We start from the raw sequence: 13,166 nt of genomic DNA on the forward strand, positions 1-13,166 counted from the left end.
GCCCTGCCCGAAGATGCCCGGTGTCTGTTCGTTCGGCTCACTAACCGAAAAGGAAGTTTTTTTCGAATCTCTAAATTGAACTACGCCGAAATTAGTGATCTCTTAGAAGCAACGAACCTGCTTTGCCAACAGAAGTTTTTTAGTCGCCTCTGCTCAAGGCACTGTGTAACCTTTGCCGAGGTTTTAAGCATTTTCCCCAAAGCCGAATTACTTTCTTTTTTACCGAAAGAAGAGTTACCGAAAGGCTACCGTTCTCTGAAGAAACCTGAACTCATCGCTTGCGCTACGGAACATTTGAATCATCGTAAAATTATTAGCGCACTACGCCAGCTAGAAGATATTGTTTGCGTTAGTTACGAAGAACAAGTGGCCATGCTGCGCTTTCTGTATTTTGGCGATATTCATAGTGATATGACACAGTTTGTAGTGCGTGACCTAGGGATTATCAAGAACGAATTATTTAATGAAGATAAGCTACAGGCGGCTTATAAAACTCGCCAAGAGGCGGAAGATACTTTTAAGATGCTTCGGGTCTATCAAGATTTTAGAGTACTACGAGATGAAGTAGTTGCCCCAGCCGATGAAATTTACCACTGGTTTCAAAGTCGTAGTTTATCGCGCGAACAGTTTTGTGCCTTAGCTTTGCCTACCTTCGATCGGCTTTCACTTAAAATAGGGAAGCTATTGGAGCAGCAGAGACATCCAAAGTTTGCGCTAGGCATGTATCACCAAACAGATAAACCACCGGCTCGGGAGCGACGGGTTCGGTTGTTGCACAAAATAGGTTGTAAGGATGAAGCCCTTCAACTGTGCCAGTGTATTATGGAAGGTCCGCAAAATGCGGAAGAGCAGTTTTTCGCCGAAGATTTTTATAATCGGGTTGCCAAGAAAAAACGGCGTAAGCAAGCAACCGATTTTCTTTATAATAGCCCCAGCGTCACGCTGCCCACCGAAGTGCAGGGTTGCGTTGAGTTAGGCGTGCTAGAGTATTATCAAAATCAGGGCTACGATGGTTGTTTCGTAGAAAACTATCTTTGGCGAGGCTTGTTCGGATTACTATTTTGGGATATCATATTTGATGAAGATTGTGAAGCTATTCATCACCCGTTTCAAGCTCGTCCTACTGATTTTTATACTCCCGACTTTCTAAATAGACGTAAACAAAAGCTGATGCAGCGATTGGCAGTGTTAGAAAAACCCCGCCGCTTCAAAAAAATTGTTCGCCATCATTACGAATCCAAATTAGGAATAAGTAATCCTATGGTAGGTTGGCACGAGTCGTTGCTACCGTTAGTAGAACAATGTTATCAGCAACTGGAGGCTAAACAAATTGGGACTATTCTGATGGAGATGGCTAAAGACTTAAAAGAGAATAGTCGGGGATTTCCGGATTTGTTCGTTTGGAACAAAAGTGAGTATCGCTTTATCGAGGTAAAATCACCAAATGATCAGCTTTCGGCTCAACAATTATACTGGCTCAATTTCTTTCAAAAGCAGAAAGTGTCGGCACAAGTACTCCGAGTAAAATGGGAAGAAGGCCGAGAAACAATTAGCAATGTGCAGTGAACAATGACAATTTAGCAATCAGCAACATGTCCCAGACTTGATATGGGATCATCAATTAAACCATTCAATTGCTACTGATGTAGATCCCAGCTTCGATACTCACTACCTTGGGCGGTTCGTAACCGAATATTCACTTCTTCACCGTGATTACGGTTTATTTCTGAAAGCAACGCTACTAGTTCAGTCTCATCACCTCGATAATTCATCAGGAAGGTAAAAGGTGAAGCCTCGCTGGTCACTGTTTTCGGACTTACTTTACCAGAAGCATCTACTTCAAAGAAACCGTAATCCCCCTTGTCAAATTTATCCTGCGTAGCTCCCAACTTGGTGAGCTGAGTAACAAAAGAGTTAGCGATATTATCACTAGGCTTATTCAAAAATTGTACACTACCCCAAAGCGCATTTTTAGGAATACGCTGCAGTTGGATTGTCCGGAGATTAATTCCCGCTTCGGCATTTAACACTAACTGGTATGATTCAGGCCTAACGTTCAGTATTCCGGTGTTGGTGATATCCTCACCAATTTGCAGGCTAAACTCATACTCGCCGGTATTTAATGAACCTACATCAACGAAAGCCGAAGCTGGCCCCATTGCTTTTAAACACGCCGTAGGCTCTTCTACTTCATTCAGTTGAATAGCCAACCCGCTGATTCCCTGCTGAAAGTTATAGCTAATACGGTGGTTAATGCAGCCAAAATCGCGAGTAGTGAAAAATTTAAACATCAACAAGCGTTGGTCACCTTCTAAATATTCCTTCATCTCTACATCCACTTCAGTACCAAGCGTATTGATAGCTTCATCCGCCGATTCTTCACAGGCGAATAATCCTACCATACAGAAAATTAGGGCTCGCAGGGTTAGTTTCATACTAGAGATTAAATTGGGACGCCAGCTAAAAAATCTTGAAAACGGATCGTTTCTTTGGTAACGCAAAGAGCTAGTAATAATTATAATAGCCGATCAGTTTATTTCATCCTGCAAGCTAACAGATTTGACGACATAAAAATAAATATTCCTTGATAAAATTAGCTGTTTTTTTGCATTCTACCAAGGCTGCGCCTTAAATACGTTGTAACCTATTATCAGCTAGTATCTCCGCCCCAACATTTGTACTTTACCAGCCACTTTATTTCTAACTCTTAAATCCCAATTCTATGGAATATACTTGGCGTTGGTACGGCCCCACCGATCCAGTTGCACTTAACGACATTCGGCAGGCCGGTGCCACCGGAATTGTTACCGCTCTTCATGATATTGCCCCCGGGAAAGTCTGGACTAACGAAGCAATTGCTAAGCGCAAAAAACTGATAGAAGACTCTCCTCAATATAGTGCTTTGCGCTGGTCGGTGGTAGAAAGCGTTCCAGTAACCGAAGCTGTGAAAACTGGCAGTGATCAGCGAGAGCAAGATATTACCGTGTTTCAAGAGTGTATTCATAATTTGGGCGCAAATGATATTCGAACGGTTTGTTATAATTTTATGCCGGTGCTCGATTGGACTCGGACTGATTTAGACTTCGTACAACCCGACGGATCTACCGCACTACGATTTGATCAAACTGCCTTTGCAGCATTTGACCTCTACATACTACAGCGACCCGGTGCCGAGCGAGAATATTCTGAAGCTGAGCAACAGCAGGCTAAAGACTACGCCAATCAGTTAGATGAACACCAAGCCCAACAACTTCAGCAAAATATTATTGCTGGCTTACCCGGTTCGGATAAGGACTACAGCTTGCAGGAATTTCAGGATGTACTAGATCAGTACCAATCTATTGATGAGAACCAGTTGCGAAAGAATTTGCAGTACTTTCTGGAAAAAGTAGTTCCAGTAGCCGAAGAAGCTGGTGTCAAGATGGCTATTCATCCCGATGATCCACCTCGCCCCCTCTTAGGTTTGCCCCGGGTAGTGAGCACCGAAGCTGATGCTCAGAACTTGTTAGCAATGGTAGACTCACCCAACAACGGACTTACTTTTTGTACCGGATCATACGGAGCCCGGCCCGACAACGACCTGACAGGAATGATAGAGCGATTGGGAGAACGCATTCACTTTCTTCACCTTCGAAGTGTGCAGCGAGAAAGCCGTGATATGAATGGTAGCTTTTATGAAGCTAATCATTTGGAAGGAAGTGCCGATTTATTGAATGTAGTTAAATCTGTAGTAACCTTAGAGAAAAAGCGTCAGGCACGGGGTGTTACTGAACCTATCCCGATGCGGCCCGATCATGGCCACAAAATGCTGGATGATTTGCAGAAAAAGACCAATCCGGGCTACTCGGCTATTGGCCGCCTACGAGGGTTGGCTGAACTGCGAGGCGTAGAAATGACACTGAAACAAAGCTGACCATTCGCTTAAAGTATAAGTTTATCTAAACTAACGTTAAATATTGATTATCAGTAGTTTGCATACTAATATATATTTCTAGCTTTAATAGCTTTCTTATGTGATTTTTGATTGAAGGGCAAACCAGGTGCCTTGGATAAAAGGCACTTTTGGCACCGAATTCATAATAGCAAAATCCTCTCCCCAGTGTGTATCCTCATCCAGAAAGCGAAGCACTCGGGCGGGAGGATTCTTTTCAAACAGGTCCGCAAACGCCTCTCCTGCCGGATAGATACCTCGTCCTATTACGTTCAGCAGTACACTGTCGAACAGGTGAAAGCGACGATTGCTGAATCTATCCGGAGAAATTGTACCGGTAGTAGTCAGTTGCTGCACCAGTTGCTGGCTGTCTCGTTGGATACGCTGAAAAGTATAGCCAGTGGAAGCTTTAGTAGCCCCTCCCGCCGTACCGATCCGAATAATTCGCTCACCCTGCTTTTTCGGATAAGTCATGTCTGTCATCGGTATTACGCCAAACTCCTCATGCACTACTTGGTAGTCTGCATCGGTGAGGCCGAGGTACTGTGGCATATACTTTCGTAGCTCCTGATTGTATCTCTCTGGGTTCAAAAGCTGGGCTGAGAAAATCGTGTATTCTACCAGTGCCGTTTGTTCATCGGTAGGCAGCACGTACATAAAGCGACAGTCGCCCTGCTGATCGATGCGAAAATCCATCAACGTAGCTTCCTGCGGATTAAAGTGGGGCTGATGGGTACGAATTTCCCAACCTTTGAAATGCTGAAGTAAGTACTGATGTCCGTTAGTGCGTTCACCTTCGTATTCGTTGCGTAGGCTACTGAACACCCACGGGCTAGTATAAGTAGACTGGTCCGTGGTTACGCCAGCTAACTCGTCAATTTCCCACAGTTCCCGCACCTCTTCATTGGCTACAGTTACATTGGGAAAGTCCGCCAGGGTTTGGTGCACGTGCTGATAAAAATTGATGCCTCGGATCATTTTGTAGCAATACGGCTGCAAATTCAGCCGCTGAGAAAAGCTAGGACTACGAAAGTACATGCGCTGCCACTGCTGATGCACAATTGACTCAAATGGGCCAGGTTCGGTTTCCCAAAAGCACCACGTTCGGTCATTCTGATTCTTTGGTTCCTGGTCAATCAGTAAAATCTTACGATCTCGCCAGTTGCTGTGTAGCAAATGGTAGAGTAGGCTTAATCCAGCCGCCCCGCCACCAGCGAGGATGATATCATACGGTTGATTCATGCAATAAAAAATGAAAGAACAATTTCGGAAGCTAACATAATTGACAACAACATAACATACACGAAGTTAATTAATAATACCTTAGCCAACGTTTTTCCCCATTTTTGTTGGTATACTCGGCGGAAAGATATGATTATGTAAATTACCCAAAGCAGACTAATTACTGCCTCAATGTACTCCACGGCAGTGTTAGTGATATCTAACCATTGAAATATAACTAGTGGGCAAAATAGTAATAAAGTAAATGAATGAATGTGTAGGGTGTGCGCTAGATGTTGCACATAGTATTGCCCCCGACGTATGTAAAGAAGCCTTAATAACAAGGCAAAAATAGGCATAGCCAAAAACAAGATAATAGGTAAATTTCTAATTGCTGTATTGACAAATGGACTAATTCCATAAAGAACCAGTTTGCGGGTCTGAGCAAAAAGCCTTTTTTCTTTCCAATTCGTAGGTAACGAATCATACTCCATCTTTATCAATGAGTCTAGTACTTCTTGGTCAGTAAGTGATTTGTCTAAAATTACTTGCCGAATACGTTCGGTAGAATCGCTATCTACGGTATCTAAGGATATACCAAAAATTTCACTTCCAAGGCCATCAGTAAACCCCTCTTGAACTCCAGTACTAAACTCGGCAATTCCCGAACTTGAACTCAACGTCACCAGAAAAAAGAATAATAGACTAGCTACCAAATACAACCGCAACGGATGAATATACTCCACTCGCTGCCCCTCGTTGAAACGATTGGTCAGGTAGCCCGGTCGGAAGAATAGGGGTTTGATACTACGACCAATTCGGGTATCGAGGGAGAAGTAGTTGGAAAAGAAGTCTTTGATAAATGTGCCAAAAGAAACATTATTATCATTGTTCTCCTGACCACAACGGGGGCAATAATGGTAGACTGTATTGAGGGTAAGACCGCAGTTGAGGCACTGCTGGGTTTTTCGGCGAATTCTCACGGGTGGCTAGTATTTGAGTGCGAAGTGTTATGGTGTTATGTTTTCAAATGTCCAAAGTTACCTAACCTTGTATTTGTAACCTGAAACTTATAACTAAAACAATCTATTACCAACTACTGCGTGCGGTACTTCTTTAGGAAGAAAGTAGCCTTTGAGTCGCCAAGGGTTTAGGATTGCCCTGTTAGATTTTTATGACCCGTATTTTTCGATAAGAGATAGAATTTCTTTATTGGTAATGTTATCTTTTGTGCCTTTATTATACATTGTTAACAAAAGCACAGTTTCTTCGTCAAGTTGTAGATAAGTGATCACCCTAGCTCCTCCAGATTTACCTTTGCCCTTGGAGGCAATGGTCATTCGTACTTTATAGACGTTTTTGCCTAATGACACCCCTAGAGTTGGGTTCATCCTCAGGTTGGCAAGCAGTTGGGGGTATTCTTTTTTTAAGGAAGGGTATTTCTTGGCTAATTTCTTTAGTTCTTTTTCAAACTGTAGAGAAACCTTTATTTTAAAGTTCATCAATCAAATCATAGGCATCGCGGATCTGTATTTTACCTTCTTTATACAATTTCATCTCTTTGGCTGCTTGTTTAATGCTTCCAACAATCTGTTGCTTAGTATCTCCATCATCATCATTATTCAGTTCTTTAATTTGCTCTTCAGAGACAAATTCAAGGCTTCTGAGAAGCTCCAAAAAAAACTGATATTTGTTGTCGGGAATATTTAAGGTAACCTGTTTCATAATGTAAATATAGCTATAAGTACACAAATTTACATGAATACTTGAACACAAGAAAACACTAACACCGTGCGACGGGTGTCAAGTACCATAGCACTAACCAACTACTGCGTACAGTATTTCTTTAGGAAGAAAGTAGCTTTAGAGTCGCCTAGTGCTTCAGCTTTTTGCCAGTCTTCGCAGGCTTTAGGGTCACCTTGCTGATAGTAGATCATAGCTCGACCGCGAAAGTAGTCCGGGTTTTGATCGCTGTGCGTAATTGCTCGTTCAAAATCGGTTAGGGCCTTTTCGGGATTTTCTTCCAACACGTATAAGTTCGCCCGATTATAGTAAGCTTCAGCGTCTTTTGGGTTCAGTGAGATTACTTTGGTATAATCTTCAATCGCTCCTTTATAATCCTCTAGCTGCTCCCGTAAATAAGCTCGATTATAGTACACACCTTCCAGCTCAGGGTTAAGCTTCAACGCTTGGTCAAAATCAGCTACAGCCCCGTCATAATCGCCCATAAACGATCGTGCCGTAGCCCGATCCACAAACAGTTGAGCATCTTCTTTATCCAGGTTTATTGCGTTAGTGAAATCTACTGAGGCCTGATCATAATTTTCTCGCTTCATATAAGCCAACCCCCGGCGATAGTAAGCCTCTTTTTCGGCAATACCGTTGTCAATTGCTTCGTCGTAGTAGCCAATAGCCACCGGGTAATTTTCCAAATGGTAGTAGGCGTCAGCTAAGTAGTAGATGATACCTACGTCAACCTTTTCGGCTTGGGCTCTTTCTACCACTCGCAGATCATCCCGAGCCTCTTGATACTTCTCCAGCTTGAAGTGAGCAACTCCCCGGTTCTCATAGGCCAGCGTATAGGCCGAGTCTAATACAATCGCTTGGGAATAATCGGCTAGGGAAGCATCGTACTGCTCCAATTTATATTTCGCTTTACCCCGGTTATTGTAGGTGGTAGCCTCTTCCCAACCCTGCTGAATAGCTTGATTATAGTCCGTTAAGGCAGCGGAATAATCTTTAAGCCGGAAGCGAGCGTTTCCCCGTACCGCGTAAGCCTGCGGATAGTTACTTTGCTTGGTGATAGCCGTGGATAAATCGCCCAGTGCCCCCTTCCAATCGCGCGTTTCGTAACGGCTAAATCCTCGTTTAAAATAAACCTCTGATTCACTGATTCCCAGACTAATAGCCTTATCTAAATCAAGTAATACTTCATCGTATTTTTTTCCATCAAACTTTGCGTAGCCCCGAATCATAAAAGCCAACGGCTCTTCGGTTCCCTGCTGAATGGCTTGGTTGATATCGGCAATTACGGCTTGATATGCTTCGTCTTTATTTTCTTCGTTGAGACTATCTATGGTTCGGTAGCGAGCTACACCACGAGCTAGGAACACACGGTCATCAGTGTTCTTAAATTCTACTGCCTGATCTAATTCATTTATTGCCTGCTGATACTGCTCGGTTTGGTAGTACGCAATACCCATCATTCGAAAAATATCAGTTTCTTGACTATCAAGTTCACGGGCTTTCTTAAAGTCCTGAATAGCTCCGGAATAGTCTTCCGCCCAGAATTTAGCGGTGCCCCGGTTGTGGTACGCCTTTGTATAATCGGACTTCTTCGCAATCGCCTGATCAAAATCAGTAATAGCTTCGCGGTAATTTTTTATTAAGAATTTTGCTTTACCCCGATTATTATAAATGAGTGGAGCCTTTTCCGCATCTTGCTGCCCGCCATTGGTTAGTGCCTGATCGTAGGCGCGAATAGCCGTTTCGTGGTCATCGGTCAAAAATTGAGCATTTCCCCAATTGTAGAGCGTGAGTAAGTCATTGGCTCCTTTTGCAACTGCTTGGTCTAAGTCACTAGCCGCAGCCGAATAGTCTTTTTGGGTGTAATAAGCATTTCCCCGGTGGCTGTACACCAGTGCTTCTTCAGCTCCCTTTTTTATAGCCTGAGTTAGGTCACTGATTGTACGTTTTGGCTGATCCAGATACGCGGCAGCGTGCCCACTCAAAACGTAGGCCAACCGAGAATCCTCCCCTAGCTGGAAAGCTCGGTCAATATTCTTTTGAACTTCTTTATAGTCCTGCTGATCGTAGTAGATTTCCGCCCTATATCGGTACGCCTGGGGTTCGTTAACTCCCATCGTAATAGCTTCATTCAGCGCGGTTAACGCTCGCTCGTACGCTTTGGTCTTATATAAAGAGTAACCCAGCAACTTGTACAGCAATTTGGTACTGATACCCGCTTTACTAGCTTGAGCCAAATCTTCTTCAGCCTTAGCATAATTTTCTTGTAGATAATACGCTTGCCCCCGGTACAAATAAGCCTCCGACAACTGAGCATCTCTAGCAATGGCTTTGTCAAAGTCTACTAGTGCACTAGGCACATTTTCTTGCTCCAGTTTAGCTTGCCCTCTTTTCAAAAATACTTGAGCATTCTTAGATCCTAATGCCACCGCTTGATCCAAATCCTGAATAGCCGGACCGGTTTCACCCTGATCTAACCGGATGTTAGCCCGATGCCAGTAGACCAGCGTATCCTGACTACCCAGCGCAATGGCGCGATTAAGTTCGTCAATAGCAGTTTGGTTCTTAATAAAGAATTTAGCATTTCCTAACCACTCGTAAACCGGCAAATCATCAGCACCCTCCTGCACTGCCAAGCTAAGAGCTTCCACTGCCGACGTATAATTTTTCGCTCGGTACTCTCCTTCGCCCCAGTGCCGATACGTAATCATATCGCCCCGACCCTGCTCAATGGCTTGCTTCAGATTGGGAACGGCTTTAGAAAAATCGCGAACCTGCGCCTGCGCATTACCCAAGGTGTAGTACACTTCGTCAGTCTCCTCACCCTTAGAAACCGCTTTTTCCAGGTTCTCAACAGCTGATGGAAATTGCTTCAAATAGTACTGAGCACCGCCCAGCAGCGCATAATTCTTTCCGTGGGTCATCCCTAATTCTTGCGCTCGTTGAATATCAGCCAGCGAGGGTTCGTACAGTTTTTGATCGTAGAAAATGGCCCCTCGCATATGGAATAGCTCAGCCTCTTCTGAACCCGCTTCAATAGCTTTAGTTAAAAATGGCATTCCGTCTTGGGGCTGCTTTAAGTAGATATAAGCTTTTCCTAGCAAGTGAGCAATTTCAGTTTCCGTTTTTGCAGGCAGCAGTGTCTCTACAGCTTTCAGATAGTTTTTCTGGGTGAAATACGCTGTACCCAAAGCCATCCAAACTTCGGAAGCACGATTTTCTGGCTGTATTTTTTCTAACGAAGTAATTACATTTGTTGGTCGATTAAGTTGATGGTAGGCGAGTCCAAGATGACGATACAACTCATCGGTCAGCCAATCGGCTTCTTTCGCGCTTATAATCTTTTCTAAGTCTCGTACTGCCTCGTTATATTTTTTGGCCGAGAAGGCGGTAATTCCTCGGTAGTAGTTAAGCTCTGAGCCGCTCAAACCCTCTTTTTCGGCTTGCTTAAAAGCTTGCAGTGCTTCCCCGTACTGTCCCAGCTCCCGATGCGCCATCGCAACCTGGAACGTAGCTTCCGGAGTAGATTTGCCCATACTGGCTGCCCGTTGGTACGATTTGATAGTGGCTTCCCACTGCTTAAGTTGGTACTGCGCTTCGCCCAGATTGCTCCAGCCTTTGGCATAACTTTCTTTTACAATTACCGCCTGAGTGAAATCTTCAGCCGCCCCGCTGTAATCCTTCTGATAAAATTTTGCTTTACCTCGGTTGTTGAACACTAGTTCATCTTGCTGCCCACGCGTTATTGCTTGATCATAATCCTTGATAGCTTCAGCGTAACTATCGGTTCTAAAATGAGCATTTCCGCGCGTGTAGTACGCATCCGGTTGCTGGGTTCCCTCCTTAATGGCTTTGCTCAGATCTAAGACCGTCTGACGATAATCCTGATTACGATACTGAAGCAACCCTCGATAGTAAAATACCTCAGCACTATACGCCCGGAAGGAAACGGCTTGATTCAGGTCTTCTAGTGCCGCATCGTATTTCTCCAGTTGGTAGTTAGCAATACCACGACCTTCGTAGCCTTCAGGCTTCTTCGGATATTGAACGATATATTGCGTATAAGCCACTTTGGCTCCCGACCAATCCTGGTTGGTTGCTTTTTTCTGGGCTTCCGCCAAATAATCGGGGGATGGTACATCCTGGGCAGTGGCCAACTGAGAGAAAATAGCTCCCCAAAGAATGATAAAAACGGTTCGTATTTGTCTTTTCATGGTAATTTGCTCGGCACAGTGTTGATTACGTAACGAGTAAATTTACCTTTTCAGGCGTCCGCTTTAGTTATAATATAGCGGCTTTTAGCAGAGGTGTAAGGTATTGTAAAAAGTTACGGAGGTTCATTAACACAAAAAGCCAGTCCCTAAACAGGAACTGGCAAATAAGCAGTTTTTAAAATAGTTTTTAAGCCTCGGTCACAATGTGCACGAAAGAGCGATCTTGACGCCCCCTCTTAAACTGCACTTTGCCGTCGGTTAAGGCAAAAAGTGTGTGATCTTTACCCATGCCTACGTTTGTGCCCGGATGATGCTTAGTTCCCCGCTGACGAACGATGATGTTTCCAGCAATTACGTTTTCGCCGCCAAATTTTTTAACCCCAAGTCGTTTACTTTCCGAATCGCGTCCGTTCTTGGAACTACCGGCTCCTTTCTTATGTGCCATTATATTTTATATTTAATTAGGTTAACCTTCTATTTAAGCGTTCAGTTCTTTCGCCTGAGGAATCCATTCGTCCTGCACCATCTCTATGGTAACACCATCTACTTCCTCCGCTAATTTTTCCACTTCTTCGGAAGAAAGATCAATGATCTGTTGATAGGTGTGAATTCCGTGCTCGTTCAAAGCTTTCTCAAAAGCTGGCCCTACTCCATTGATTTTCTTCAAATCGTCAGCCACAGCAGTTTCTGCCTGCACAGGTTCAGCTTTGGGAATATCAACTTGCGGGGCTTCTTCCTTTTTAGCTTTTTTACTCGCCTTCTGGCCTTTCAGCAGAATATCATCAATCATGATTTTGGAGTAACCTTGGCGGTGTCCCTGCTTTTTCTTGTAGCCCTTACGGCGTTTTTTCTTAAATATGATCACTTTATCGCCGCGACCGTGCTCCAAGATGGTTCCGGCAACGCGAGCTCCACCTACGGTAGGGGTGCCTACTTCTACTCCGTTATCGTCTTCGATAAGCAGCACCCGATCAAATTCAACGGAAGCGCCGGCATCGCCTGCCACACTGGGGGCATACAAGAACCGATCTTTTTCTACTTTAAATTGCTTTCCGGCTATGTCAACAATTGCGTACATAATACTTAGATAGTTGATAATTGATAGGGAAGAATTGATAATGAATTAGTACTCTAAATTCATTTTGCAACAACAAACCCCCAATCAATTAGTGAATAACTGTTTTCTTTCTCCTTGAGAAACGAGGCGCAAATATAGCGTTTTCTCTGGTTCTCACCAAGAATAGAGCATCTTTAGTTCTGAAAACTAGCGGGTATAAATATGAGTTCCATTATTTACGTTCAGGTTGATTGAGGGCGGTAGCTCAATGGTGAACCCGCACAAATGCGCAGGAACAAGTGAATGTACCATGCAAAAGCCGATCGAGCGAGCTGTTTAGCTTGTTTCGGCAAAGCTGTAGATATAATCCATAGATATCCGATCATTCAATCCATTAGCGTAGTGTACTTTTCGGATAATGAGGTCTTCGTCTAGTAAGAACTCCGCTGGTATGGTGTTGATCGATTCTCCGTCAGCCATAGGATGCATAGGCAATCCTTTAAGTTTGGCTTTAATTGCCGTTTGAATAAAGGAGGTCAAATGGCTCTTCACTGATTTTGCGGCTGAGCTTTCCAGACCATAGGTTTGATACCAAACTTTTTCAGGATCAGAAATTAGAGGAATAGGGGAAATTTCTTGGTGAAACGTACTTGACAGCATAATCTGCTTTTTTGATTCAAAAAAGAGAATCATTTCTAAGTTTTTTTCCTTCAGATTCTCGTGTTCTTTTTGTAAAGCATGCACTCTAAGGTTACAGAAGGGGCAGCCAGCGTGGCGGAAGAAGCCAATAAATACTTTCTTTCCGCGAAAAGTCTCCAAATTAGTAACACGGTCGTAAATGTCAATTAGCTCAAAAGTTGGTGCCGCCACATTAATTGTTAGCGGATGATGATTTAGCACTGCATTTCCCATAATTCAAGCGGCCGTTTATTGATGAATTTTTTGATTAAGCTTTTAAAGCGTACTATCATAAAGTTATACGCTTATTTGAATATAC

11 protein-coding genes and 1 pseudogene are annotated in these 13,166 nt (G+C 43.6%); 2 read left to right on the plus strand and 10 right to left on the minus strand.

The window, feature by feature from the left end; genetic code table 11:
• Positions 1-1,566: VRR-NUC domain-containing protein (locus tag WBA23_RS23735; RefSeq protein WP_424584761.1), on the plus strand; the 1,566-nt coding region annotated here is incomplete at its 5' end.
• 71 nt (positions 1,567-1,637) lie between these two features.
• On the opposite strand, the gene WBA23_RS23740 is transcribed toward WBA23_RS23735, so the two are convergent.
• Positions 1,638-2,435 carry a hypothetical protein gene (locus tag WBA23_RS23740; RefSeq protein ID WP_424584762.1) on the minus strand — a complete coding sequence of 266 codons (798 nt, stop codon included), beginning with the start codon at positions 2,433-2,435 and terminating at the stop codon, positions 1,638-1,640.
• 287 nt (positions 2,436-2,722) lie between these two features.
• Between WBA23_RS23740 and uxuA the strand changes: the two genes are divergently transcribed.
• Positions 2,723-3,913, plus strand: coding sequence for a mannonate dehydratase (uxuA, locus tag WBA23_RS23745; RefSeq protein WP_424584763.1), 1,191 nt, complete (start codon positions 2,723-2,725; stop codon positions 3,911-3,913).
• Between the two features lie 96 nt (positions 3,914-4,009).
• Here the strand turns inward: uxuA and WBA23_RS23750 are convergent, their stop codons facing one another.
• From WBA23_RS23750 to WBA23_RS23790, 9 genes and pseudogenes are all read right to left on the minus strand, one after another.
• Positions 4,010-5,173: a lycopene cyclase family protein gene (locus tag WBA23_RS23750; protein ID WP_424584764.1), complete on the minus strand. Its 1,164-nt coding sequence runs from the start codon at positions 5,171-5,173 to the stop codon at positions 4,010-4,012.
• Entirely contained in the window at positions 5,170-6,135 is a 966-nt protein-coding gene (locus WBA23_RS23755; RefSeq protein WP_424584765.1) for a DUF3667 domain-containing protein, read from the minus strand. Before WBA23_RS23755 ends, WBA23_RS23750 begins: the two co-directional genes overlap by 4 nt.
• A 189-nt stretch (positions 6,136-6,324) precedes the next feature.
• Positions 6,325-6,654, minus strand: a complete 330-nt coding sequence (locus WBA23_RS23760) for a type II toxin-antitoxin system RelE/ParE family toxin (protein WP_424584766.1) — start codon at positions 6,652-6,654, stop codon at positions 6,325-6,327.
• Entirely contained in the window at positions 6,644-6,877 is a 234-nt protein-coding gene (locus WBA23_RS23765) for a hypothetical protein (RefSeq protein WP_424584767.1), read from the minus strand. The genes WBA23_RS23760 and WBA23_RS23765 overlap by 11 nt, the downstream gene beginning before the upstream one ends.
• A 101-nt stretch (positions 6,878-6,978) precedes the next feature.
• Positions 6,979-11,112, minus strand: a complete 4,134-nt coding sequence (locus WBA23_RS23770; RefSeq protein ID WP_424584768.1) for a tetratricopeptide repeat protein — start codon at positions 11,110-11,112, stop codon at positions 6,979-6,981.
• A 187-nt stretch (positions 11,113-11,299) separates the two neighbouring features.
• Positions 11,300-11,557 carry a 50S ribosomal protein L27 gene (gene rpmA, locus WBA23_RS23775; RefSeq protein WP_424584769.1) on the minus strand — a complete coding sequence of 86 codons (258 nt, stop codon included), beginning with the start codon at positions 11,555-11,557 and terminating at the stop codon, positions 11,300-11,302.
• Positions 11,558-11,590: 33 nt separating this feature from the next.
• The gene (locus WBA23_RS23780) at positions 11,591-11,902 is read right to left on the minus strand and encodes a helix-hairpin-helix domain-containing protein (RefSeq protein ID WP_424584771.1); all 312 of its coding nucleotides are present in this window, start codon (positions 11,900-11,902) and stop codon (positions 11,591-11,593) included.
• A pseudogene (rplU, locus tag WBA23_RS23785) lies at positions 11,882-12,190 on the minus strand (50S ribosomal protein L21); the annotation flags it as partial. The gene WBA23_RS23780 and the pseudogene rplU, both read right to left, overlap by 21 nt.
• Positions 12,191-12,505: 315 nt before the next feature.
• On the minus strand, positions 12,506-13,081 hold the full coding sequence (locus WBA23_RS23790) for a redoxin domain-containing protein (protein ID WP_424584770.1): 576 nt from the start codon (positions 13,079-13,081) through the stop codon (positions 12,506-12,508).
• Positions 13,082-13,166 lie beyond the last annotated feature (85 nt).

This window comes from Tunicatimonas sp., assembly GCF_049647865.1.
Classification (GTDB): domain Bacteria; phylum Bacteroidota; class Bacteroidia; order Cytophagales; family Cyclobacteriaceae; genus Tunicatimonas.